Genomic DNA, 24,923 nt, shown 5'->3' on the forward strand with positions numbered 1-24,923 from the left:
AGCACGGCATGAAAAAACCGGCCACATGGGCCGGTTTTTTTTACGCGTGGCGCTTACAGCTTGCCAGCGTTCTCGCTCAGGTAGGCTGCAACACCTTCCGGCGAGGCATTCATGCCCTTGTCGCCTTTCTTCCAGTTGGCCGGGCAGACTTCGCCGTGCTCTTCGTGGAATTGCAGGGCGTCGACCAGACGCAGCAGTTCGTCCATGTTACGGCCCAGCGGCAGGTCGTTGACGATCTGCGAACGGACAACGCCGTTCTTGTCGATCAGGAAGGCGCCACGGAAGGCCACACCGCCTTCGGACTCGACGTCGTAGGCCTTGCAGATTTCGTGGGTGATGTCGGCCGCCAGGGTGTACTTGACCTGGCCGATACCGCCGTTGTTGACCGGGGTGTTACGCCAGGCGTTGTGGGTGAAGTGCGAGTCGATCGACACGCCGATCACTTCCACGCCACGGGCTTCGAAGTCAGGAATGCGGTTGTCCAGGGCGATCAGCTCGGACGGGCAGACGAAGGTGAAGTCCAGCGGGTAGAAGAACACCAGGCCGTACTTGCCCTTGATGGCCGAAGCCAGGTTGAAGCTGTCGACGATCTCGCCGTTGCCCAGCACGGCTGGAACGGTGAAGTCCGGGGCTTGTTTACCAACGAGCACGCTCATTCGTTATCTCCTGATGATGGTGAAAAACCGTTGCCCGGGCAGAGCAGTGCCGCCCGGCATCCAACAAAGGCCGACCATCATACACGGCTTATCGTGACAGGCCGAATCGAACCACCGGTCGCGGGAAGATGAAGCTTTCTTCAAGTGCTTTGACAAGCATTCTCATTACCATTAAGCTCCAGTCCATCGAATCAACCAGCGATGGTCGACCCTTATGTATGTATGTCTCTGCGTCGGTGTCACCGATGGACAGATCCGCGATGCGATCTACGAAGGATGCTGCAGCTACAAGGATGTCCGTGCCGCCACCAATGTCGCCAGTCAATGTGGCAAGTGTGCCTGCCTGGCCAAGCAGGTGGTTCGTGAAACCTTGACCGAGCTTCAGCTCAGTCAGCAGGCTGCCCTGCCCTATCCTGTAGAATTCAACGCAGCCTGAAACACCCCGAATTCAAAGAACCGGACCCTGTGTCCGGTTTTTTTATGCCTGTAATTCAATAAGTTAGCCCGCCAACGCGGTTCACAAACATTCTTATTCCTATTAATTTTCACTTATTATTCAAGAACTTAGGTTTGACACACGAAGTTGTCGGGCTCAAACTTCCTGCATTGGCACACTTCTACAGGGCAGGAACCCGATCATGAAAGGCGACGTAAGCGTCATCCAGCATCTCAACAAGATCCTCGGAAACGAGCTGGTCGCGATCAACCAGTATTTCCTGCACGCCCGCATGTACGAAGACTGGGGCCTGAACAAGCTCGGCAAGCACGAGTACAAGGAATCCATCGACGAGATGAAGCACGCTGACAAACTGATCAAGCGTATTCTCTTCCTCGAAGGCATCCCCAACGTGCAGGACTTGGGCAAGCTGCTGATCGGCGAGCACACCCGGGAAATGCTCGAGTGCGACCTGAAGATCGAGCACAAGGGCCTGATCGACCTGAAAGCTGCTATCGCCCACTGCGAAACCGTCGGCGACTTCGGTTCTCGCGAACTGCTCGAAGACATCCTCGAGTCCGAGGAAGAACATATCGACTGGCTGGAAACCCAGCTGGGCCTGATCGACAAGATCGGCATCGAGAACTACCTGCAGTCGCAGATGGGCGAAGAATAAGCCCTAGCCTGCAGCGCCCATGAAAAAGCCCCGCCGAGGCGGGGCTTTTTCTTGGCTGCGCGAAACCGCTATCAGGCTTCGGAAGCCTTGGCCTTGGCGGCAGCATCCTTGATCAGGGTCTGCAGCTCACCGTTCTGGAACATTTCCAGCATGATGTCGCTGCCGCCGACCAGCTCACCGGCCACCCACAACTGCGGGAAGGTCGGCCAGTTGGCGTACTTGGGCAGGTTGGCACGGATTTCCGGGTTCTGCAGGATGTCGACGTAGGCGAACTTCTCGCCACAACCCATCACAGCCTGCGATGCCTTGGCCGAGAACCCGCACTGCGGGGCATTCGGCGAGCCTTTCATGTAAAGCAGAATGGTGTTGTTGGCAATCTGCTCTTTGATCGTATCGATGATATCCATGTAGCACCTCAGCTGAACTTTCCGACACGGTCGTCGGCACGGTGACGCATTGTATCGGAAAGCCGAGTGTCGTGCTTGGGAATGGCCACGGCGCCCGATCACCCTTCAGGCCGCCTCCACCTCCACCGGGACGCCGTTGAGCGCCGCATTGCCCGACAACGCGTCACGCAACAGCTCATCGGTCAAGTCGTTGGCACTTACCCCCGGCTGCGCATGGGCGATCTGCATGCGCACGCCCTGGCGCCCGTGCCCGTAGCCATGGGGCAGGCTGACCACGCCGGGCATCACCTCCTCGCTGGCCAGCACCTGCACCTCCAGGCTGCCGGTACGCGAACGGATCCGCACCCACTGACCATCGTCGAGCTGGCGCTGCTGCATGTCCTGCGGGTGCATCAGCAACTGGTGCCGCGGCTTGCCTTTGACCAGGCGATGGAAGTTGTGCATCCAGGAGTTGTTGCTGCGCACATGCCGACGCCCGATCAGCAGCAACTGGCCGGCAGCCATAGGTACCTGCCGGGCCAGACGCTGCAGGTCGTCGAGCAGCACCTGCGGCGCGGCCTCCACGGCCTGGGCAGGCGTGCGCAGGCGAGTGGCGAGGTTTGGTTGCAACGGTCCGAGATCGAGGCCGTGCGGATGTGCGTCCAGCGCCTGCAACGACAACCCCCAGGGCGATGCCTCGCCGCGCGGACCCTTGCGCAACGCGAAATCGATCATCTGCGCCGGCGACATGGTCGGCTTGAGCTCCAGTGCCGCGCGTTCGGCAAAGGCGCGGGCCAGGCCGACGAAGATTTCCCAGTCATGCAGGGCACCTTGCGGCTTGGCCAGGATCGCCCGATTGAAACGGGTAACGTTGCGCACCGCCAGCAGGTTGAACGTACTGTCGTAGTGATCGTTCTCCAATGCCGAGGTGGATGGCAGGATCAGGTCGGCATGACGCGTGGTCTCGTTGATGTACAGGTCGATGCTGAGCATGAACTCCAGCCCGTCCAGCGCCTGGTCGAGCTGACGACCGTTGGGGGTGGACAGCACCGGATTGCCGGCGACGGTCACCAGCGCGCGTACCTGACCCTCGCCGGGGGTGAGGATCTCTTCGGCCAGCGCTGCAACCGGCAACTCCCCGCCATACTCGGGCAGCCCCGACACACGGCTCTGCCATTGGTTGAAGTGTCCACCCGAGGTACTGGCGACCAGGTCCACCGCAGGCTCGGTGCACAGCGCACCCCCTTCGCGGTCGAGATTGCCGGTGACCAGGTTGATCAGCTGAACCAGCCAGTGGCAGAGCGTGCCGAACGTCTGGGTGGATACACCCATGCGTCCATAGCATACGGCGCTGCCGGCCGCAGCGAAGTCGCGTGCCAACTGGCGAATCTGCCCGGCGCCGATGCCGCACAGCGGGCTCATCGCCTCTGCCGTGAACGGCGCGATCGCTTCACGTACCTGCTCCAGGCCATTGACGGGCAGGTGCGAGCCGCGCGCCAGGCGTTCACTGAACAGGGTGTTGAGCATGGCGCAAAGCAACGCGGCATCGCCCCCGGGGCGAATGAACAGGTGCTGGTCGGCCATCGCTGCGGTTTCACTGCGCCGCGGGTCGATCACCACCAGTCGCCCACCTCGGGCACGCAGGGCTTTGAGGCGCTTCTCCACATCCGGTACGGTCATGATGCTGCCGTTGGAGGCCAGGGGGTTGCCGCCCAGGATCAGCATGAAGTCGGTGTGGTCGATATCCGGGATCGGCAGCAGCAGGCCGTGGCCATACATCAGGTGGCTGGTCAGGTGCTGGGGCAACTGGTCGACCGAGGTGGCGGAGAAGCGGTTGCGCGTCTTGAGCAGGCCGAGAAAATAGTTGCTGTGGGTCATCAACCCGTAGTTGTGCACGCTGGGGTTGCCCTGGTACACCGCCACTGCATTGCGCCCGTGCGCCTGCTGGATGCTCCACAAGCGATCAGCCGCCAGGGCGAAGGCTTCCTCCCAACCAATCGGCTGCCAACGCTCACCCACGCGTCGATGCGGCTGGCGCAGGCGGTCGGGATCCTGTTGGATATCCTGCAGGGCCACCGCCTTGGGGCAGATGTGGCCGCGGCTGAATGGGTCGTGCGCATCGCCCTTGATCGAACTGATCACGGCGTTTCCATCCGGCGCATGGCTGACTTCGATGCTGAGGCCGCAGATGGCCTCGCACAGGTGACAGGCACGGTGATGCAGGGTCTTGGTCATGGCCGCCTCTGCCTTGTTGTTCTGGAAGCTGTGACTATGCCGCTCGCCGATCGCCAACGCCACGCCGCTCAGTGTCGTGAATCGGACGTCATCAGGCGCACGATTCGCGACACAGCGTTTGCCAAAGCCCCGCCGGGACGTGTACAACCCCCTGTAGAAAATAAAAAACAGACAGGCCGCAAGGGTTTACGACACCCTTTGAAACAGGCCAGCTATTTCCCCTCTTGGTTTCAGGCGACATTTAATTATAGTATTGCGCCTTTCCCTATTCCGTCCGCCCCGTGCGGCTTACGCCGCAGGTCACTCCCGTTGTCAAAAAAAACCATACGGTCGACCTGCAAAACGTTGCAGATAAGGTAGTCAATCATGAGCACCAGGCACTTTCTCTCCCTGCTGGATTTCACCGCTGACGAATTGCTCGGCGTGATCCGTCGAGGCATCGAGCTGAAGGACCTGCGCAAGCGCGGCGTGCTCTTCGAACCCCTCAAGAACCGCGTGCTGGGAATGATCTTCGAGAAGTCCTCGACCCGCACCCGCGTATCGTTCGAGGCCGGCATGATCCAGCTCGGCGGCCAGGCAATCTTCCTCTCCCCGCGCGACACCCAGCTGGGTCGCGGCGAGCCGATCAGCGACAGCGCCATCGTGCTCTCGAGCATGGTCGATGCGGTGATGATCCGCACCCATGCCCACAGCACCCTGACCGAATTCGCCGCGCACTCCAAGGTGCCATTGATCAACGGCCTGTCCGACGAATCGCACCCCTGCCAGCTGCTGGCCGACATGCAGACCTTCCTCGAACACCGTGGCTCGATCCAGGGCAAGACCGTGGCCTGGATCGGTGACGGCTTCAACATGTGCAACTCGTACATCGAGGCGGCGCGCCAGTTCGGCTTCCAGCTGCACATTGCCTGCCCGGAGGGCTACGAGCCCGATCCACGCTTCCTCGAGCTCGGTGGCGAGCACGTAAAGATCATCCGTGATCCGAAAGAAGCGGTACGCGGCGCGCACCTGGTGACCACGGATGTCTGGACTTCCATGGGTCAGGAAGAGGAAACTGCACGGCGCCTGGCGCATTTCGCGCCTTACCAGGTCACCCGCGCACTGCTCGACCTGGCGGCACCCGATGCCCTGTTCATGCACTGCCTGCCCGCCCACCGTGGCGAGGAAATCAGCCAGGACCTGCTCGACGACCCGCGTTCGGTCGCCTGGGACCAGGCCGAGAACCGCTTGCATGCACAGAAGGCCCTTCTTGAATTCCTTGTAGAACCGGCTTACCACCACGCATGAGTCAACCGCTGCTGCTCAACCTGCGCAACCTCGCCTGCGGCTATGGCGAACAACGCATCGTCCAGAACCTCAACCTGCACCTGAACGCAGGCGACATCGGTTGCCTGCTGGGTTCGTCGGGTTGCGGCAAGACCACCACCCTGCGCGCCATTGCCGGCTTCGAGCCGGTGCATGACGGCGAGATCCAGCTGGCGGGCGAGGTCATCTCCCGCGCAGGCTTCACGCTTGCACCGGAAAAACGCCGGATCGGCATGGTGTTCCAGGACTATGCGCTGTTCCCGCACCTGACCGTGGCCCAGAACATCGCCTTCGGCATCGGCAAGCACCCACGCCAGGGTTCGGTGGTCGAGGAAATGCTCGAGCTGGTCAAGCTCGGTGGCCTGGGCGGGCGTTACCCCCATGAGCTATCCGGCGGCCAGCAGCAACGAGTCGCCCTGGCCCGCGCGCTGGCCCCCGAACCGCAGTTGCTGCTGCTCGACGAGCCCTTCTCCAACCTCGACGTGGAACTGCGCCGACGCCTGAGCCACGAGGTCCGCGACATTCTCAAGAGCCGCGGCACCAGCGCGATCCTGGTCACCCACGACCAGGAAGAGGCGTTCGCCGTCAGCGACCATGTCGGAGTGTTCAAGGAAGGCCGCCTAGAGCAGTGGGATACGCCCTACAACCTCTATCACGAACCGCAGACGCCGTTCGTGGCGAGCTTCATCGGCCAGGGCTACTTCATCCGCGGCCAGATGAGCAGTCCGGAAGCGGTGAACACCGAACTCGGTGAGCTGCGCGGCAACCGCGCCTACCTGATGCCTGTCGGCAGTTCGGTAGATGTCCTGCTGCGTCCGGACGACATCGTCCATGCCCCGAACAGTACGCTGCGTGCCCGTATCAAGGGCAAGAGCTTCCTGGGTGCCTCGACGCTCTACCGCCTGGAGCTGCCCACCGGCAGCCAACTCGAAGCGATCTTCCCCAGCCATGTCGATCACCAGGTCGGCCAGGACGTGGGCATCGCCGTGGCGGCCGATCACCTGGTGCTGTTCGCAGTGCCGGGGAGTGTCGCGCTACAGGCACAGGAAAGCGGCGTGCGCCGCTACAGCTCTGCCACCTGAAGACAAGACGTTCCTGCAAAAGCTGGCTGGAGTCAGCCCCTGCCGATTCCAGCGAACCTGCCCTGGGTATGCTCGGCCAGCACCGAGGCCGCCAGTTCCACCTCCAGCCCGCGCCGCCCGGCGCTGACGTGAATGCTCTCGAACTGCTGCGCAGACTCGTCGATGAAAGTGCGCAGGCGCTTCTTCTGCCCCAGTGGGCTGATGCCACCTACCAGATACCCGGTTGCCCGTTGCGCGGCGGCCGGATCGGCCATCTCGCACTTCTTTACCCCCGCCGCCTGCGCCAGCGCTTTCAGATCCAGGGTGCCGACCACCGGCACCACCGCCACCAGCAACTCGCCCTTCTCGCTGCTGGCCAGCAGCGTCTTGAACACCCGTTGCGGGTCGAGCCCGAGTTTCTCGGCAGCCTCCAGGCCGTAGGAGGCCGACTTGGGGTCGTGTTCGTAGCTGAGCACGTGATGGACAGCGCGCGCTTTCTTCAGCAGGTCGAGTGCAGGGGTCATGTACAGCTCCAGTCGGTAACGGCTCGCTGGCTACTTTAGGGCAATTCCCGGGGGCCAGCCAGCACACTTCGGGGTCTGCACCAAGGGCGCGCAACCAGGTCGCGTTCGCGGGTCAGAATGTGGCCGACCGTTCACTTTCGACCTTTGACATCAGCGTTTCTTGTCTATATTTTTTCGTTTGTGAAGAAAATACGCACATAAATAGTGCACATTCGTACACTCGCCGGTCGTTCATGGGGATGGGCAACCGGCGTCGACACCCGAGCGCCCAGCGTCTCACAACAAAAAGAACCGAGGGTCCTGCATGACGACTGATCTACGACAACCGACGCTTTCCGGCCAGTGCATGGCCGAGTTCCTGGGTACTGCACTGCTCATCTTCTTCGGCACCGGCTGCGTGGCCGCGCTCAAGGTCGCGGGCGCCAGCTTCGGCCTATGGGAAATCAGCATCATCTGGGGCGTCGGCGTGAGCATGGCGATCTACCTCAGCGCCGGCGTTTCCGGCGCTCACCTGAACCCTGCGGTGAGCATCGCCCTCACCCTGTTCGCCGGCTTCGACAAGCGCAAACTGCCCTTCTATGTGCTCGCCCAGGTGTGTGGTGCCTTCTGCGGCGCGGCGCTGGTGTACACCTTGTACAGCACACTCTTCTTCGATTTCGAACAGGCGCACGGCATGCTGCGCGGCAGCCAGGCCAGCCTGGAGCTGGCGTCGGTGTTTTCCACCTACCCGCACCCGTCGCTGTCGATCGCCCAGGCTTTCCTGGTCGAAGTGGTGATCACCGCCATCCTCATGGCCGTGATCATGGCCCTGACCGACGACAACAACGGCCTGCCGCGCGGCGCCACCGCACCGCTGCTGATCGGCCTGCTGATCGCGGTGATCGGCAGCGCCATGGGGCCGCTCACCGGCTTTGCAATGAACCCGGCTCGCGATTTCGGGCCAAAACTGATGACATTCCTGGCCGGCTGGGGCGAAATCGCCTTCACTGGCGGGCGGGACATACCCTATTTCCTGGTTCCGGTGTTCGCACCGATCGTCGGCGCGTGCCTGGGTGCCGCGGGCTATCGCATGCTGATCGCCCGCAACCTGCCGACGGCCGATGCCGCGAATCCACAGACAGATGCTGCTACCCAGGGCGATACTCAGGCTTCCTGAGACCGACGCCGGGCGACTTCGCCCGCCACAGCCCTGACCCACTCCCTTTTCGTGCAAGGCAACGACCATGACAGACACCCAGGACAAGAACTACATCATCGCCCTGGACCAGGGCACCACCAGTTCGCGGGCGATCATCTTCGATCGCGACGCCAATGTGGTCGGCACCTCCCAGCGGGAGTTCGCCCAGCACTACCCACAGGCCGGCTGGGTCGAGCACGACCCGATGGAGATCTTCGCCACCCAGAGCGCGACCATGGTCGAAGCTCTGGCCCAGGCAGGCCTGAGCCATGCCCAGGTGGCGGCGATCGGCATCACCAACCAGCGTGAAACCACGATCGTCTGGGACAAGGAAACCGGCCGCCCGGTGTACAACGCCATCGTCTGGCAGTGCCGACGCAGCACCGAGATCTGTGCCCAGCTCAAGCGCGACGGCCATGAGCAGTACATCCGCGAAGCGACCGGCCTGGTCACCGACCCGTACTTCTCCGGCACCAAGCTCAAGTGGATCCTCGACAACGTCGAAGGCGCGCGCGAACGCGCCGAGCGCGGCGAACTGCTGTTCGGCACCGTCGACAGCTGGCTGATCTGGAAATTCTCCGGCGGCAAGGTGCACGTCACCGACTACACCAACGCCTCACGCACCCTGATGTTCAACATCCACACCCTGCAATGGGACGACAAGCTGCTCGAGATCCTCGGCATTCCCCGGCAGATGCTGCCGCAGGTGCGCCCGTCATCGGAAGTCTATGGCCACACCAAGAGTGGCATCGCCATCGCCGGTATCGCGGGCGACCAGCAGTCCGCGCTGTTCGGCCAGATGTGCGTGGAGCCCGGCCAGGCCAAGAACACCTATGGCACCGGCTGCTTCCTGCTGATGAACACCGGCGACAAGGCTGTCACCTCATCGCACGGCCTGCTCACCACCATCGCCTGCGGCCCGCGCGGCGAAGTGGCCTATGCCCTGGAAGGTGCGGTATTCAACGGCGGCTCCACGGTGCAGTGGCTGCGTGACGAACTGAAGATCGTCAACGACGCGCTCGACACCGAGTACTTCGCCAGCAAGGTGAAGGACAGCAACGGGGTCTATCTGGTGCCGGCCTTCACCGGCCTCGGCGCCCCCTACTGGGACCCGTACGCTCGCGGTGCGCTGTTCGGCCTGACCCGAGGGGTCAAGGTCGACCACATCATCCGCGCCGCGCTGGAATCGATCGCCTACCAGACCCGCGACGTCCTCGACGCCATGCAGCATGACTGCGGCCAGCGCCTGAGCGAACTGCGCGTGGACGGCGGTGCGGTGGCCAACAACTTCCTCATGCAGTTCCAGGCCGACATCCTCGGCACCTGCGTGGAACGTCCGAAGATGCGCGAAACCACTGCGCTCGGCGCCGCCTACCTGGCAGGCCTGGCCTGTGGTTTCTGGGGCAGCCTCGATGAATTGCGCGACAAGGCGATCATCGAGCGCGAGTTCAGCCCGCAACTGGATGACGCGCAGAAAGAGAAACTCTACGCAGGCTGGATGAAGGCCATCGAGCGCACCCGCGACTGGGAAGATCACGAAGGCTGACCTGATCGTCTCACTCACCCTGTAGAAGCGGCCTTGTGCCGCTCCTACGGAAGTGCCAGGCTCAGGCTAGCGACAACAGTCTACTGGTCGTCATCCCCTTCCTACGGCATCATTGCAGCATTTGTCCGGCAGCCCCAAAGGACCGCCCCATGAATCTGCCCCCTCGCCAACAACAAATCCTCGAACTGGTGCGCGAACGCGGCTACGTCAGTATCGAGGAAATGGCGCAGCTGTTCGTCGTCACGCCGCAGACCATCCGTCGCGATATCAACCAGCTGGCCGAGGCCAACCTGCTGCGTCGCTATCACGGCGGCGCAGCCTACGATTCGAGCGTCGAGAACACCGCCTACGCCATGCGCGCCGACCAGATGCGCGACGAGAAGCAGCGGATCGCCGAAGCCGTGGCACGGCAGATCCCCGACCATGCCTCGTTGTTCATCAACATCGGTACCACCACCGAATCCATCGCCCGCGCACTGCTCAACCACAACCACCTGAAGATCATCACCAACAACCTGCACGTGGCCTCGATCCTGAGCGCCAAGGACGACTTCGACGTGCTGGTCGCCGGCGGCACGGTGCGCCGCGACGGCGGCGTGGTCGGCCAGGCCAGCGTCGACTTCATCAGCCAGTTCAAGGTCGACTTCGCCCTGGTCGGCATCAGCGGCATCGACGAAGACGGCAGCCTGCTGGACTTCGACTACCAGGAAGTGCGGGTGTCCCAGGCGATCATCGCCAATGCCCGCCAGGTCATCCTCGCCGCCGACTCCAGCAAGTTCGGGCGCAATGCCATGGTGCGCCTGGGCTCGATCAACCTGATCGATTGCCTGGTGACCGACCAGGCGCCCACCCCTACCCTCACGCAACTGCTGAACCAGAACAAGATTCGCCTCGAAGTGGTCTGAGCCGGCCGGCGCAGCCTCGGCAGGGACGCCGAAGCGGGCATTGCCCTGAAAATGTTCACTAATGTTCACTTTATTGCCATCTGATCAGTATTTTCTATGATCAGCGACTGGCGATGGGCATTTTGTTGCGCTACTATTTTCGGAAACGAACATAGATGTTCACATTCGCTGTGAACCGCGCCCAGGAGGCCTTGCCCGTGTCCCAGACCGTCCAGACCCAGCCGCCCCTCGCCGACTGTTATGACCTCGCCGTGATCGGCGGCGGGATCAATGGTGTCGGCATCGCCGCCGACGCAGCCGGGCGCGGCCTCAAGGTGTTCCTCTGTGAACGCGACGACCTGGCCCAACATACCTCCTCGGCCAGCAGCAAACTCATCCACGGCGGCCTGCGCTACCTCGAGCACTATGAGTTCCGCCTGGTGCGTGAAGCCCTGGCCGAGCGCGAGGTGCTGCTGGCCAAGGCGCCGCACATCGTCAAGCCGATGCGCTTCGTGCTCCCGCACCGCCCACACCTGCGCCCGGCCTGGATGATCCGCGCCGGTCTGTTCCTCTACGATCACCTGGGCAAGCGCAAGCGCCTGGGTGCCTCGCGCAGCCTGCGCTTCGGCCCCGGATACCCGCTCAAGCCAGCGATCACCCGAGGTTTCGAATACGCCGACTGTGCCGTCGATGACGCGCGCCTGGTCGTTCTCAATGCCATGGCCGCCCGCGAGAAGGGCGCACACCTGCACACCCGCACCCGCTGCCTGCGCGCCGAGCGCGTCGAGGGTGCATGGCAGGTCGAACTGCAGCACGCCGATGGCAGCCTGCAGACCATCCGAGCCCGCGCCCTGGTCAACGCCGCCGGCCCCTGGGTGGCGAGCTTCATCAAGGACGACCTGAAGCTCGATGCGCCCTACGGCATCCGCCTGATCCAGGGCAGCCACCTGATCGTGCCGCGCCTGTACGAAGGCGAACACGCCTATATCCTGCAGAACGAAGACCAGCGCATCGTGTTCTGCATTCCTTACCTGGACCGTTTCACCCTGGTTGGCACCACCGACCGGGAATACAGCGGCGACCCGGCCAAAGTGGCGATCACCGAAGCGGAAACCGATTACCTGCTCAAGGTGGTCAACGAGCACTTCAACCGCCCGCTGTCGCGTGCCGACATCCTGCACACCTACTCCGGCGTGCGCCCGCTGTGCAACGACGAATCGGACAACCCCTCGGCGGTGACCCGCGACTACACCCTGGCGCTGTCGGCTGGGGAGGGTCAGGCGCCACTGTTGTCGGTGTTCGGCGGCAAGCTCACCACCTACCGCAAGCTGGCCGAGTCGGCGATGGACGAGCTCAAGCCGTTCTTCACCCAGATGCGCGGCAGCTGGACGGCCGAGGCGCCCTTGCCCGGCGGTGAAGACATGGGCGATACAGAGGAACTGACAGCCCGGCTGCTGGCCCGCCACAGCTGGCTGCCCAGCGATCTGGCGCAACGCTGGGCGCGCACCTATGGCTCGCGCACCTGGAAACTGCTCGACGGCGCACAAGGCCCGCAGGACCTGGGGCAAGCGATTGGCGCCGGTCTGTTCACCCGTGAGGTGGACTACCTGTGCCGCGAAGAATGGGCAGCGACTGTCGACGACATCCTGTGGCGGCGAACCAAGCTAGGCCTGTTCGTCACGCCACAGGAAGTCGAAGCGCTGCGGGCCTACCTGGCGCAGGGCAAGCACCGTGCCGCCAGCGGTGAGCAGGCCGCCTGAATCGCACCCAGGCTACGAGGCCGTGCCCCTGCCTGGGGCGCCCTGCTGCTGGAGCCGGGCTTGCAACTCGGTGGCCAGCCTGAGCAGCAGGGTGCGTTCACAACGCTCGTACTCGGCTTTCAGGGCATGACACTGCTGGGTGTAGGCCCACTCGTTGATCTGCCCATCGCGCAGTTGACGGTCAAGCGTATCCATCTGGGCATGCAGGGAGCCGAACGCCTCCTCGAACCTGTCGGCGTGATGCTCACGCGCGTAGGCTTCCCAGTAGGGGCGCTGCGCGAGGGACTGCGCCAGCCGTTCGGGGGTTTCAGCCTGGATGATCCTTTGGAAGGCGTGCTCGATATCACTGGGCCGGACCTGGGCAAAGTCAGGGAAGTTCATCAGTTCGGGCTCGATCGGCAAACGCAGGCGCTCACGCAGCTCCAGCCGGAAGAACAGCCTGATCTCCACTTCATCGACTTCGGCAATGTGGGTGCTGTGCAGCACGGCAATGTGCTGGGTGGTGATGCGATCGAGCTCGTCGAGTCGCCATAGGCCTCGACCCAGATCGTACAATCCCTGTTCGACAAGCGCGCCCGAGCCCTCGCTGTAGACACGCTCGACCCGCACCGCCAGCTCGAGCTGCTCGAGAATCAGCAACAAGCGGTCTTCACAGGTGCCTGGCCCCCTGGCCACCAGGAACAGGCGCTGGCGCAACGCGACATGCTGCTCGCAGGCCTCCAGGATCCGCCAGATCCGCGGGCTGTAGATGCCTGGCGTGGCGTCGAAGTCCCCCGAGTAGGCAAAGTCTGCGAGGAAGCGAAACAGATCCGCAGCCCCCTCCTCGACCTGCAGCGCATCCCAGATGGCTCGACCCTGCTGGCGCTGGCGGGAGCGCATGCCGTCGGTATAACGCCGAAAGATATCGTCGCCCACCGCGTGGGGGCGCCGGGCCACGCGCAACGGTGTACTGCCCGCGTCACGTGCGTCATTGAGCAATTGTTCGCTGGCGCTATCGAGGGGGTTGTCGTGCAACACCAGGTCATTGATGCGCAAGCGCAACAGACGCAGGTCTTCACGCACTTCACGTATGGCGTTGTCCCTGAGATCGACGAATGCACGCACGGGGATGCCTGGCGGCACGGAGTGCAAGCCAGTGGCTCGCAAACTGAGGTCGCGCAAGTTGCGCAAACCCGTCAATGCAGGGAAATAGCCCAACGGGTTATAGCCCAGCTCCAGCTGGGTCAGGTGTGTCGACTGCTGCAACACGGTCTGTCCAGGCTGATCCATGCTGATGTTGTTGTGCTGCAGACGCAGGATGCGCAGTTGCTGCAGGTGGCTGATACCCGCAGGGATGCAGTCCAGACGATTGCGCGACAGATCCAGCTCGACGATGTTGGGAAAGCGGGAGAGGAAGTCGGCGTCGACTTCGGTCAGGTGCATGTCCCGCAGGCTCAAACGCTGTATGTGCTCGTAACGGATACCAGCAGGCAGCAGCGGCAGGCTGCCGACAGGCTCGCCCTCGATCTCCACCACATACTCACCCAGCGCATTGATGATCTTGCGCCGCCAACTGCGGCGCAACGCCCGCTCCACATTTCGCCGCCTGAAGCTCTCGAGCAGGCCGGTGGCGTTACTGCGCCACTGACCCAAGCCGGCCCTCAACTGCTCCAGCTGTGCCTGCAACTGCACGTAGTGTTCCCACAAACCCTCTCCGCGATCTATCACCTGCAGCAGGTACTCCTGGATCTCGCCATCGCCCAGCGTCGGGAAGATACGTTGAATACCGCAGCGCAGTGCCTGCCGACTGCCGGCCCCATGCCCGCTGAGGGGGTAACCCAGACGACCATCACCCAGCCTGCGCGGTGGCAGCAACTGCTGCCTTGTCGTGAAGCCACAGAGCCGAGCGGCGCGCACTCTGTCAGCCGCCGCCTGGCCGGTCAGCCAGGCGGCCAGCGCCTCGTCATCCCAGGCAGCGTGCTGCAGCGCAGCGTACTGGGCTTCAGTGAGGCTGCGCCGCACGGCGCCTGCCAGGCTGTACAACTGATCGTCCCCACCGACCACGCGATAGCCTCTTTCGTGACGCACAATGATGCTGCCCTGGCCCGCTTGCCGGCTGCCGGCTTGGGCCAACAGGTCCCCCGTCTCATTGCCAAGGCGCAATTGGACCCCGGCATTGGCCGGCCAAGGCGACATTTCGTGCATCAGCCCGAGTGCCAGCATCTCGCTGTCGGCGTTTGCCGCACGGGGCAACCGCAGCCCTGCCAGCGCCCGGTCCAGGCGACTTTCACGCAGTTGCCAGCGCGCCCTTTCGGCCAGGGTCAGCGGGACGCGCCCGCGCTCGCGCATCTGGGCCAGTTCGGCGCTGCTGCACTGATCGAGCAATTGCACGACTTCTCGCAACGACAGGCTCGGAAAAGCCTGGACAAGAATCCCCCCCGTGCCGCCACCTGCTCCCATAGAGGAGATGTAGGCCTGGTCGAGCGTAATGCCGCGCAGCCCTGGCTCACGCTGGTGCATCTGGTAGAGGTCCAGGGCATCGAGCAGCCGCGGCGGCGCAGGCATCTGCTCCACATGCAACCGACGCAACCGCGCCTCGTCGTAGCCTGTAACCTGCAGGAGGTAGTCGACGGTCTCATCGCTCAACCCGGCAAGCCGGCCACTGGAACGCCGAACCAGTTCCCCGCCCTGCCAGGTCTGTGGCAGCTCGAGTTCGTGCCGCCAGCCATCGGCCTCGTTGTGCTCCAGAAGCGGCGCATAGGCCTTGTCCCGTCCAGGGTGGCGGATTCGCGGCCGACCGTCGCGAGCGTCCTCGATCACCCGGTACAGACTGTTGCGTTGCTGCCACAGCCAGCCGGGCGAGCCTTCATCCACCGAGGCGAGCGCATAGCCGGGCAGATCGGCTGCCGCCAGCTTGATACGCCCATCATTGGCGAGCACTGGCTGCAGTCCGTCGACGAATGGATGGCGCCTCAGTGCAGCCGCGAATGCCGCGCCAGTACCCGCCACGAGCGCACCGCCGATGACGGTTTCCGCTACCGCAAACAGATGCTGCAACGCCGCTTCGCGATCACCGATATGCCAGTCCTGGTAACCCTCGTAGATCTCGTCGGCCAGCATCACGGCACCCACACCCAACATGAGCTGTCCCAGCACCGGGACGAACAGCCCGGCCAGGCTCAACAGGTTCAGCCCTGCCTGGGCATAGCCCTGCAGACGTGCGACCCGGTCGCGCTGGTCTTCATCGCCTGTGGGGGTCGCCAGCACCCGCGCATCATCGGTCATGGTGTCGATGCGCAGGCGCCGACCATATTCCCAGAGCGCGCCCTCGATAGGCAGGTGCCGGCCATCCAGTTCGAGCGGCGTGCCTGGTTTGGCCGATTGCAGGCGCCTGGCCAGGGTCTGCTGGAAGGCGATACGGTCGCGCTGGCTGATGAATCGAACGAAGAATTCCTGGTAACGCTCGTCATGCAGCCGGGTGGCCAGGGTCTGGTAGAACGCAGACCACGAGCGATACTGGCTGACGGGCGCTCGCGGGTCATCGGGGATCCACCCGATCACGGCCTCCAGCGGTGCATCGGCCGCGGACCTGAGTTCGAACGCCAAGGCGCCGCGGATCTGCTTGCCCAACAGGTAAGGCTGCCAGGCGCTGATCTCGGCTGGCAACAGCGGTACTACCGGCGCCGCCAGCACCTGCGGAAGCAACATCATGTAACAACGTTCATCCACGTCACCTTTCAGCAGAGCGCACCGCAGGGCAACCTCAAGGTTGGCCTGCTGACTCTCCTCGAAGCAGCGATGAACCCGGGCCCTGGCCTGACCTGGCGCCTCGGTGGGCAGGTCCTCGGGCGCCAGGCAATCGGCCAGCAATGCCTGGTACTTGCCCCCGACGTCCACAGAGCGGCACATCCCGGCGAACACCAGGTAACCGATCACGTGGTTGCCGGCAGCATCGAGTACGTTTCCTCGCCGCCGGGAAGACGGGCGGGTTTCGGTGATATGGAAGTTGTGCAGTGCGGCGCTCAGCAACGAGCTGGATGAACGGTCGGCATATCGGGGGATCGGCCAGCCGGCGATCTTGGCCAGGGTGATGCGTTCGTGCTCGACGATCACATGGCTGCGTCGCAGGTCAGGGTTGGCCACGCCGAGGCGGCGCAAGGCCTCGACCAGCTTGCCAGCGGCAAATTCATCCAGCGCAGGAATGCGCTGTAACAATTTACCCAAGGCCTCGCTCGCCGATGCCTGGCGCCGCAGCGCCTGGTGCAATTGCAGCAGGCGGTCGACTCGACCATGGTCGGTGAGCCAGGCAGGCAATCGCGCTGCAATCAGCGCATCCACGGTATCTGAAGGAAAGGTTGGATCGCTCATGGCCGGCTCCTGGTGGGTAGTCGGCCCAGCAAATCCTGAAACGAGGTCGTGGGTGCGGTAGATAAGGCTGGGGCAGCCTGGGGCATTCGTTCGGATTACCGAACGCCCCTGAAGGATTCGTTCGGTAATGCGGACAGCCTCCTCATCAGGACGGTGCCATCATCTTGTAATTCCCCAGGGAATTCGAGGTGTTATGCTGATTCTGCGAGCTTGGCACGAGTCATGCTCTACACTTGGTAGCCGAACGCACACCGCTTCTTGTTGTGTTCGTTGAACGAAGAGTCCGCCAACGGCTCCATAAAAAAAACAAACGTCGAGGAAAATTTGATGCGTATCGTTCGTCAATTGCTGGGCGCTGCAATCGCCGCCGCCGTCATCGCTTCGCCTGCCATGGCCGAAGAACTGACCGGCACTCTGAAGAAGATCAAGGATTCCGGCACCATCACCCTGGGCCACCGCGACTCCTCCATTCCGTTTTCCTACCTGGCAGGCAGCACTGAACCGGTGGGCTACTCCCACGACGTCCAGCTGGCTGTGGTCGAAGCCCTGAAGAAGCAACTGGGCACCGACATCAAGGTCAAGTACAACCTCGTCACTTCCCAGACCCGCATCCCGCTGGTGCAGAACGGCACCGTCGACCTGGAGTGCGGCTCCACCACCAACAACGTCGAGCGCCAGCAGCAAGTCGGCTTCTCGGTCGGCATCTTCGAGGTCGGCACCCGCCTGCTGACCAAGGTCAAGGACGGTCAGCCCTCCTACAAGGACTTCCCGGACCTGGCTGGCAAGAACGTCGTGACCACCGCCGGCACCACCTCCGAGCGCCTGCTCAAGGCCATGAACGCCGACAAGCAGATGAAGATGAACGTGATCTCCGCAAAAGACCACGGCGAAGCCTTCAACATGCTCGAAAGCGGCCGCGCCGTTGCCTTCATGATGGACGACGCCCTGCTGGCCGGTGAAATGGCCAAGGCCAAGAAGCCAACCGACTGGGTCATCACCGGCACTCCGCAATCGTACGAAATCTACGGCTGCATGGTGCGCAAGGACGATGCCCAGTTCAAGAAAGCGGTCGATGACGCCATCATCGCCTACTACAAGTCGGGCGACGTGCAGAAGAGCTACGACAAGTGGTTCACTCAGCCGATTCCACCGAAAGGCCTGAACCTGAACTTCCAGATGAGCGACGAGCTGAAAAAACTGATCGCCGAGCCTACCGACAAGGCTGCGGACGACAAACAGTCCTGATCTCCAGCAGATAGTGGCCCGTGTGCTCCACCGAGCACGAATCGAACCGACGGGCCACCCATAAGTGTCTAACCTTTACTTCCGAGGGCGCCCTGCGCCCCTGGAAGTTCAAAGGTGCCCGTGAAACAACCGTCTGAGGGGAAATCCCGATGAATTACAACTGGGACTGGGGCGTGTTCTTCAAGTCCACCGGCGTGGGCAGCGAAATCTATCTGGACTGGTACGTCACCGGTCTGGGCTGGACCATCGCCATCGCCATCTCCGCCTGGATCATCGCCTTGCTGCTGGGCTCGCTGCTGGGTGTCATGCGCACCGTGCCGAACCGCCTGGTATCGGGCATCGCCACCGCCTATGTGGAGCTGTTCCGCAACGTACCGCTGCTGGTGCAACTGTTCATCTGGTACTTCCTCGTACCGGACCTGCTTCCGGAGGGCCTGCAGGAGTGGTTCAAGCAGGACCTCAACCCGACCACCTCGGCACTGATCAGCGTGATCATCTGCCTGGGCCTGTTCACCGCCGCGCGTGTCTGCGAACAGGTGCGCACCGGTATCCAGGCCCTGCCCCGCGGACAGGAATCCGCCGGGCGCGCGATGGGCTTCAGCCTGTCGCAGATCTACATGAACGTGCTGCTGCCACAGGCCTACCGGATCATCATTCCGCCGCTCACTTCCGAATTCCTGAACGTGTTCAAGAACTCCTCGGTAGCGTCGCTGATCGGCCTCATGGAACTGCTGGCCCAGACCAAGCAGACCGCCGAGTTCTCCGCCAACCTGTTCGAGGCCTTCACCCTGGCCACGCTGATCTACTTCACCCTGAACATGGGCCTGATGCTGCTCATGCGCATGGTCGAGAAGAAAGTCGCCGTACCTGGCCTGATTTCCGTGGGAGGTAAGTAATGGACATGGATTTCAGTGAAATCATCCCGGCCCTGCCGGCCCTGTGGGACGGCATGATCCTGACCCTGCAGCTGATGGCCATGGGCGTGATCGGTGGTATCGCGCTGGGCACCATCCTGGCACTGATGCGCCTGTCGTCGAGCAAGCTGCTGGCCAATATCGCCGGCGCCTACGTCAACTACTTCCGCTCGATCCCGCTGCTGCTGGTGATCACCTGGTTCTACCTGGCCGTGCCTTTCGTGCTGCGCTGGATCACCGGCGAAGACACCCCGATCGGTGCGTTCACCTCCTGCGTCGTGGCCTTCATGATGTTCGAGGCGGCCTACTTCTGCGAAATCGTCCGTGCCGGCGTGCAGTCGATCTCCAAGGGCCAGATGGGCGCCGCACAGGCACTGGGCATGACCTACGGCCAGTGCATGCGCCTGATCATCCTGCCCCAGGCGTTCCGCAAGATGACCCCGCTGCTGCTGCAGCAGAGCATCATCCTGTTCCAGGACACCTCGCTGGTCTACACCGTGGGCCTGGTGGACTTCCTCAACTCGGCACGCGCCAACGGCGACATCATCGGACGCTCCCACGAGTTCCTGATCTTCGCCGGTGTCGTGTACTTCATCATCAGTTTCTCCGCCTCCTGGTTGGTCAAGCGTCTGCAAAAAAGGATCGCCGTATGATTTCCATCAAGAACGTCAACAAGTGGTACGGGGACTTCCAGGTGCTGACCGACTGCACCACCGAGGTCAAGAAAGGTGAAGTGGTGGTGGTCTGCGGACCGTCCGGTTCGGGCAAGTCGACCCTGATCAAGTGCGTCAACGCGCTGGAGCCGTTCCAGAAGGGCGACATCGTGGTCGACGGCACCTCCATCGCCGATCCGAAGACCAACCTGCCCAAGCTGCGTTCGCGGGTGGGCATGGTGTTCCAGCACTTCGAGCTGTTCCCGCACCTGTCGATCACCGAGAACCTGACCATCGCCCAGCGCAAGGTGCTCGGTCGCAGCGAGGCGGAAGCCACCAAGAAGGGCCTGGCCCTGCTCGACCGCGTCGGCCTGGGTGCCCACGCCAAGAAACACCCCGGCCAGCTCTCCGGCGGCCAGCAGCAGCGCGTGGCCATCGCCCGCGCCCTGTCGATGGACCCGATCGTCATGCTGTTCGACGAACCGACCTCGGCCCTGGACCCGGAAATGGTCAACGAAGTACTGGACGTGATGGTCGAACTGGCCCACGAAGGCATGACCATGATGTGCGTGACCCACGAGATGGGCTTCGCCCGCAAGGTTGCCAACCGGGTGATCTTCATGGACAAGGGCAACATCATCGAGGACTGCCAGAAGGAAGACTTCTTCGGCAACCCCGAAGGCCGCCACGAACGTACCCAGCACTTCCTCAGCAAGATCCTGCAGCACTGATGATCCCGGTGTCCGCTGCCTGCCAGGGCAGCGGACGCTGGTGGTGACAAGGCCACTGTGATGAAATGCGATCCTTCGCTACTTCGCCCTGCACAGCCTGCCGTGAAATCCCGCCTGATCCGCCAACTGTTCCTGCCGCCGCTGATCGTCCTGCTGATGGTCGGCCTGGGTCTGGTCGGCTACATGATCAGCGAGAACAACGGCATCCGCGCCCTCAGCGAGAACGGCGAACGCCAGCTCGAGCTGCATGCGCGCACGGTCGAGAGTGAAATCAGCAAGTACACCTACCTCCCTAGCCTGCTGGAACTCGAAGACAGCGTTTCGCAGCTGCTCGCCGATCCTGATGGCGGCACCCGCCAGGTGGTCAACGAATACCTCGAAGGCCTGAACCGCCGCAGCCGCAGCCGGGCGATCTACGTCCTGGACACCAGCGGCCGGGTCCAGGCCACCAGCAACTGGCGTGACGCCGACTCCTTCCTCGGTGAAGACCTGGCCTTCCGTGCCTACTTCCAGGACGCCGTGCGTGGCCAGCCGGGGCGCTTCTATGGCATCGGCAGCACTACGGGCGAGGCCGGCTACTACCTGGCCCATGGCCTGGAAGAGCACGGCAAGATCATTGGTGTGGCGGTGATCAAGGTGCGCCTGGACACGCTCGAAGAACGCTGGCAGCGCGCGCGCCTGGAAGCCTTCGTCAGCGACGAGAACGGCATCATCATCCTCTCCAGCGACCCGGCGCGGCGGCTCAAGTCGGTGCGCCCGCTCACCCCGCAGATCAAGGAAGAGCTCGCACGCAGCCTGCAGTACTACTGGTGGCCGCTCAACGAATTGCAACCTCTGGCCCGCGAAGCGCTGGGCGATGGCGTGGAGAAGCTGACCTTCCCGGCCAACAGCGAGACCGCCCAGGGCAAGGTGCGTGAAGTCGCCTACCTCGCCCAGACCCGCCGCCTGGCCGACACCCCGTGGCATTTCACCCTGCTCACACCGCTGCAGGACCTGCACCGCGAGTCGACGGTCCAGGGCATCCTGGTCGGCGTGGCCTTTGCCCTGCTGGCGATTCTCGGTATCGCCTGGAACGAGCGACGCAAGGTGATCGCCACGCGCCTGGCCGCCCGTGAGGCACTGGAAGAAGCCAACAGCCTGCTGGAGCGGCGGATCGCCGAGCGCACCGCCGACCTGCGCGCCAGCAACGAGCGCCTCAAGGGGCAGATCCGCGAGCGGCGTCATGCCGAACAGACCTTGCGCCACGCCCAGGACGAGCTGGTCCAGGCCGGCAAGCTGGCAGCCATCGGACAGATGTCCACCAGCATCGCCCACGAGCTGAATCAGCCACTGGCGGCGTTGCGCACGCTGTCGGGCAATACCGTGCGCTTCCTCGAACGCGGCGCCTTCGAAACCGCCAGCACCAACCTGCGCACCATGAACGACCTGATCGACCGCATGGGCCGCATCACTGCCAGCCTGCGCTCATTCGCCCGCCGTGGCGAAGACAGCGGCAACGCCTCGCTGGGCGCCGCGGTACAGGCTTCGTTGCAGGTACTGAGCAATCGCATCGGCGGCCGCAACCTGCAATTGCACCGCCAGTTCGACGACGAACAACTGGCCATCGACCAGACCCGCCTGGAACAGATCCTGGTCAACCTGATCGGCAACGCCCTCGACGCCATGACGGCCCAGCCGCAGCCGCAACTGTGGCTGGAAGGCGAACTGGCCGGCGACCGTTACCGGCTGCGGGTGCGCGACAACGGCCATGGCATCGATGCCGAGGCGCGCAAGCACCTGTTCGAACCATTCTTCACCACCAAACCGGGCGAGCATGGCCTGGGGCTGGGCCTGACCCTGTCGGCCAGCCTCGCCACAGCGGCCAAGGGCACCCTGAGCGTCGAGCACCCCGCAGGTGGCGGGACCGCGTTCGTCCTCAGCCTGCCGCTGGTCACGCCCCCTGCCGATCCGGCCGAACAACCATGAACGAAGGGTCCCCATGAACCAAGCACCCTTGACCGTCCTGATCGTCGAAGACGATCCACACGTGCTGCTCGGCTGCCAGCAGGCGCTGGCGCTCGAGGACATCGCCTGCGAAGGCGTCGGCAGCGCCGAACAGGCCCTGGAGCGGATCGGCGATGACTTCGCCGGAATCGTCGTCAGCGACATCCGCCTGCCCGGCATCGACGGCCTGGAACTGCTCAACCGGCTCAAGGCCCGCGATCGCAGCCTACCGGTGGTGCTGATCACCGGCCACGGCGACATCGACATGGCAGTCGGTGCCATGCGCAACGGCGCCTACGACTTCATGGAAAAGCCCTTCTCCCCCGAGCGCCTGGTGGATGTGGTGCGCCGGGCACTGGAGCAACGCGGCCTGTCGCGCGAAGTCGTTGCCCTGCGTCGGCAACTGGCCGGCCACAGCACCCTGGAGGGGCGCATCATCGGCCGTTCGCCGGCCATGCAGAACCTGCGCGAACTGATCGCCAACGTCGCCGATACCTCGGCCAACGTGCTGATCGAGGGTGAAACCGGCACCGGCAAGGAACTGGTTGCCCGCTGCCTGCACGATTTCAGCCGACGCCAGGGCGCGCCCTTCGTCGCCCTGAACTGCGGTGGCCTGCCGGAGAACCTGTTCGAGAGCGAGATCTTCGGCCATGAAGCCAACGCCTTCACCGGCGCCGGCAAGCGGCGGATCGGCAAGATCGAACACGCCAATGGCGGCACGCTGTTCCTCGATGAAGTCGAGAGCATGCCGATCAACCTGCAGATCAAGCTGCTGCGCGTGCTGCAGGAGCGCACCCTCGAGCGGCTGGGTTCGAACCAGAGCATCCCGGTGGATTGCCGGGTGATCGCCGCAACCAAGTCGGACCTGGACGCCATGGGCCAGGCCGGCCAGTTCCGCAGCGACCTGTACTACCGGCTCAATGTGGTCACCCTCGAACTGCCGCCGCTGCGTGAGCGCCGCGAGGATGTCCTGCAACTGTTCGAACACTTCCTGCAGCAGTCGGCACTGCGCTTCGACCGCGAAGTGCCGGAGCTGGACAGCCAGACCCTGTCGCGCCTGATGGCCCATGACTGGCCGGGCAACGTGCGCGAGCTGCGCAACGTTGCCGAACGCTATGCACTCGGCCTGCCGGCGTTCAAGAAGTCTGCAGGCGGCACCAGCCAGGGGCTGGGCTTTGCCGAAGCGGTGGAAGCCTTCGAGCGCAACCTGCTCGGCGATGCCCTGCAGCGCACTGGCGGCAACCTCAGCCAGGCCAGCCAGGAACTGGGGATGGCCAAGACCACCCTGTTCGACAAGGTCAAGAAGTACGGGCTGGGCTGAAGGCGTTCAACCGCGCGACTCAAAGCCCCGCCAGGTGCGTCACATCCTGGCGGTGTAATTTCAGGTACGGCAGCACTGCCGCCAGCAGCGGCGCCTTGAACGGCTCCTGGAAGCGATGCGCCAGGCCCGGGATCAAGCGCAGCTGGCTGCCCTGGATATGCGCCGCCAGGTGCACGCCATGCATCACCGGCAGCAACGGATCGGCCGTGCCATGCACCACCAGCGTCGGCACCCGCAACTGATTGAGCAGCGCCACCCGGCTCGGCTCCGCCAGGATCGCCATGATCTGGCGCTTGACCCCATCGGGATTGAAGGCACGGTCGTAGGCCAGCGCCGCCTGCTGCAACAGCACCGCCCGGTCGTCATGCACCGTGGGGCTGCCCAGCGCCGCCAGCAGATCGGCCTGCTGCTCCAGCGCCACCTCGCGGCTCGGCGCACTGCGCCGGGCCAGCAACTGCACCAGCGCAGGGCTGGGCGCCGGCAGGCCTTCGGCACCGGAGCTGGACATGACAAGCGTGAGGCTGCGCACCCGCTGCGGCGCCATGGCCGCCAGGTGCTGGGCGATCATCCCACCCATGCTCACCCCCAGCACGTGGAACTGCTCGATCTCGAGCGCATCCATCAGGCGCAGGCCGTCGCCAGCCATGTCGGTCAGGCTGTAGGGCGCCGCCACCGGCAGGCCGAGCTTGTAGCGCAGCAATTCGACGGTGAGGTTGGCCGAGGCCGGCGCCTGGTTCCAGCGCGACAGGCCGACATCCCGGTTGTCGTAGCGAATCACCCGGAAGCCCTGGCGACACAGCGCCTCGACCACGTCGTCCGGCCAGTGGATCAGTTGCCCGCCCAGGCCCATGACCAGCAGCAGCGCCGGGTCACCCGGGGTGCCGACGCTCTGGTAGACCAGGCTCAATTCACCCAGCTCGGCGCGCTGCACCGGTACGTGGGCATCGCAGCGCCCGGCGGCAAAGCCTGCCGGCACCGCGCCCAGCAATAGGAAGAAGATCAGAAAAACCCGCATGGAAGGAAACACCAGAATGCAAATCCCCAGTAGAGCGCGAGTCTGATGAAATCCGTTCGGGGGCGCTG

20 protein-coding genes are annotated in these 24,923 nt (G+C 63.6%); 14 read left to right on the forward strand and 6 right to left on the reverse strand.

The annotated features are described in order from the left end of the window. Nucleotides 1-53 precede the first annotated feature (53 nt). Complete coding sequence (locus tag AC1TXO_RS20785; RefSeq protein ID WP_054891793.1) at nucleotides 54-656, reverse strand: peroxiredoxin; 603 nt, start codon at nucleotides 654-656, stop codon at nucleotides 54-56. A gap of 214 nt (nucleotides 657-870) precedes the next feature. Between AC1TXO_RS20785 and AC1TXO_RS20790 the strand changes: the two genes are divergently transcribed. Both AC1TXO_RS20790 and bfr read left to right on the forward strand, forming a co-directional pair. After that, complete coding sequence (locus AC1TXO_RS20790; RefSeq protein WP_110995144.1) at nucleotides 871-1,092, forward strand: bacterioferritin-associated ferredoxin; 222 nt, start codon at nucleotides 871-873, stop codon at nucleotides 1,090-1,092. A gap of 202 nt (nucleotides 1,093-1,294) precedes the next feature. Beyond that, nucleotides 1,295-1,768: a bacterioferritin gene (gene bfr / locus AC1TXO_RS20795; protein WP_486403477.1), complete on the forward strand. Its 474-nt coding sequence runs from the start codon at nucleotides 1,295-1,297 to the stop codon at nucleotides 1,766-1,768. Nucleotides 1,769-1,839: 71 nt separating this feature from the next. On the opposite strand, the gene grxD is transcribed toward bfr, so the two are convergent. Both grxD and AC1TXO_RS20805 read right to left on the reverse strand, forming a co-directional pair. Continuing rightward, nucleotides 1,840-2,175 (reverse strand): Grx4 family monothiol glutaredoxin, encoded by a 336-nt coding sequence (gene grxD / locus AC1TXO_RS20800; RefSeq protein WP_201202735.1) that lies wholly within the window; start codon nucleotides 2,173-2,175, stop codon nucleotides 1,840-1,842. Nucleotides 2,176-2,280: 105 nt separating this feature from the next. After that, nucleotides 2,281-4,389 (reverse strand): molybdopterin oxidoreductase family protein, encoded by a 2,109-nt coding sequence (locus AC1TXO_RS20805; RefSeq protein ID WP_486403478.1) that lies wholly within the window; start codon nucleotides 4,387-4,389, stop codon nucleotides 2,281-2,283. 366 nt (nucleotides 4,390-4,755) lie between these two features. Between AC1TXO_RS20805 and argF the strand changes: the two genes are divergently transcribed. Next, nucleotides 4,756-5,676 (forward strand): ornithine carbamoyltransferase, encoded by a 921-nt coding sequence (gene argF, locus AC1TXO_RS20810; protein ID WP_486403479.1) that lies wholly within the window; start codon nucleotides 4,756-4,758, stop codon nucleotides 5,674-5,676. Then, nucleotides 5,673-6,776: an ABC transporter ATP-binding protein gene (locus tag AC1TXO_RS20815; protein ID WP_486403480.1), complete on the forward strand. Its 1,104-nt coding sequence runs from the start codon at nucleotides 5,673-5,675 to the stop codon at nucleotides 6,774-6,776. Before argF ends, AC1TXO_RS20815 begins: the two co-directional genes overlap by 4 nt. Nucleotides 6,777-6,808: 32 nt before the next feature. Here the strand turns inward: AC1TXO_RS20815 and ybaK are convergent, their stop codons facing one another. Further along, nucleotides 6,809-7,279, reverse strand: a complete 471-nt coding sequence (ybaK, locus tag AC1TXO_RS20820) for a Cys-tRNA(Pro) deacylase (RefSeq protein WP_486403481.1) — start codon at nucleotides 7,277-7,279, stop codon at nucleotides 6,809-6,811. Between the two features lie 304 nt (nucleotides 7,280-7,583). Between ybaK and AC1TXO_RS20825 the strand changes: the two genes are divergently transcribed. The 4 genes from AC1TXO_RS20825 (at nucleotide 7,584) to glpD (ending at nucleotide 12,646) form a co-directional block, all read left to right on the forward strand. Continuing rightward, a complete protein-coding gene (locus AC1TXO_RS20825; RefSeq protein ID WP_486403482.1) occupies nucleotides 7,584-8,435 on the forward strand; it encodes an MIP/aquaporin family protein in 852 nt (283 codons plus the stop codon). Nucleotides 8,436-8,502: 67 nt separating this feature from the next. Beyond that, entirely contained in the window at nucleotides 8,503-10,002 is a 1,500-nt protein-coding gene (gene glpK / locus AC1TXO_RS20830; RefSeq protein WP_486403483.1) for a glycerol kinase GlpK, read from the forward strand. Between the two features lie 149 nt (nucleotides 10,003-10,151). Beyond that, on the forward strand, nucleotides 10,152-10,907 hold the full coding sequence (gene glpR / locus AC1TXO_RS20835; protein ID WP_486403484.1) for a DNA-binding transcriptional repressor GlpR: 756 nt from the start codon (nucleotides 10,152-10,154) through the stop codon (nucleotides 10,905-10,907). 197 nt (nucleotides 10,908-11,104) lie between these two features. After that, the gene (glpD, locus tag AC1TXO_RS20840; RefSeq protein ID WP_486403485.1) at nucleotides 11,105-12,646 is read left to right on the forward strand and encodes a glycerol-3-phosphate dehydrogenase; all 1,542 of its coding nucleotides are present in this window, start codon (nucleotides 11,105-11,107) and stop codon (nucleotides 12,644-12,646) included. Between the two features lie 12 nt (nucleotides 12,647-12,658). Here glpD and AC1TXO_RS20845 read toward each other — a convergent pair whose 3' ends face one another. Next, nucleotides 12,659-16,993 carry an NEL-type E3 ubiquitin ligase domain-containing protein gene (locus tag AC1TXO_RS20845; RefSeq protein WP_486403486.1) on the reverse strand — a complete coding sequence of 1,445 codons (4,335 nt, stop codon included), beginning with the start codon at nucleotides 16,991-16,993 and terminating at the stop codon, nucleotides 12,659-12,661. Nucleotides 16,994-17,320: 327 nt separating this feature from the next. Between AC1TXO_RS20845 and AC1TXO_RS20850 the strand changes: the two genes are divergently transcribed. The 6 genes from AC1TXO_RS20850 to aauR all read left to right on the forward strand — a co-directional run bounded on the left by AC1TXO_RS20850 (nucleotide 17,321) and on the right by aauR (nucleotide 23,840). Further along, a complete protein-coding gene (locus AC1TXO_RS20850) occupies nucleotides 17,321-18,238 on the forward strand; it encodes a glutamate/aspartate ABC transporter substrate-binding protein (protein WP_486403487.1) in 918 nt (305 codons plus the stop codon). A 149-nt stretch (nucleotides 18,239-18,387) separates the two neighbouring features. Beyond that, on the forward strand, nucleotides 18,388-19,134 hold the full coding sequence (locus tag AC1TXO_RS20855) for an amino acid ABC transporter permease (RefSeq protein ID WP_486403488.1): 747 nt from the start codon (nucleotides 18,388-18,390) through the stop codon (nucleotides 19,132-19,134). Further along, the gene (locus AC1TXO_RS20860; RefSeq protein ID WP_486403489.1) at nucleotides 19,134-19,805 is read left to right on the forward strand and encodes an amino acid ABC transporter permease; all 672 of its coding nucleotides are present in this window, start codon (nucleotides 19,134-19,136) and stop codon (nucleotides 19,803-19,805) included. Before AC1TXO_RS20855 ends, AC1TXO_RS20860 begins: the two co-directional genes overlap by 1 nt. Continuing rightward, on the forward strand, nucleotides 19,802-20,536 hold the full coding sequence (locus AC1TXO_RS20865; RefSeq protein WP_186668548.1) for an amino acid ABC transporter ATP-binding protein: 735 nt from the start codon (nucleotides 19,802-19,804) through the stop codon (nucleotides 20,534-20,536). The genes AC1TXO_RS20860 and AC1TXO_RS20865 overlap by 4 nt, the downstream gene beginning before the upstream one ends. Before the next feature lie 60 nt (nucleotides 20,537-20,596). Continuing rightward, nucleotides 20,597-22,501: a two-component sensor histidine kinase AauS gene (gene aauS / locus AC1TXO_RS20870; RefSeq protein WP_486403490.1), complete on the forward strand. Its 1,905-nt coding sequence runs from the start codon at nucleotides 20,597-20,599 to the stop codon at nucleotides 22,499-22,501. 64 nt (nucleotides 22,502-22,565) lie between these two features. After that, nucleotides 22,566-23,840, forward strand: a complete 1,275-nt coding sequence (gene aauR, locus AC1TXO_RS20875; protein ID WP_486406876.1) for a two-component response regulator AauR — start codon at nucleotides 22,566-22,568, stop codon at nucleotides 23,838-23,840. 19 nt (nucleotides 23,841-23,859) lie between these two features. Here the strand turns inward: aauR and AC1TXO_RS20880 are convergent, their stop codons facing one another. After that, complete coding sequence (locus tag AC1TXO_RS20880; protein ID WP_486403491.1) at nucleotides 23,860-24,855, reverse strand: alpha/beta fold hydrolase; 996 nt, start codon at nucleotides 24,853-24,855, stop codon at nucleotides 23,860-23,862. Between the last annotated feature and the right edge of the window lie 68 nt (nucleotides 24,856-24,923).

It is taken from the genome of Pseudomonas sp. FA117 (genome assembly GCF_057370475.1).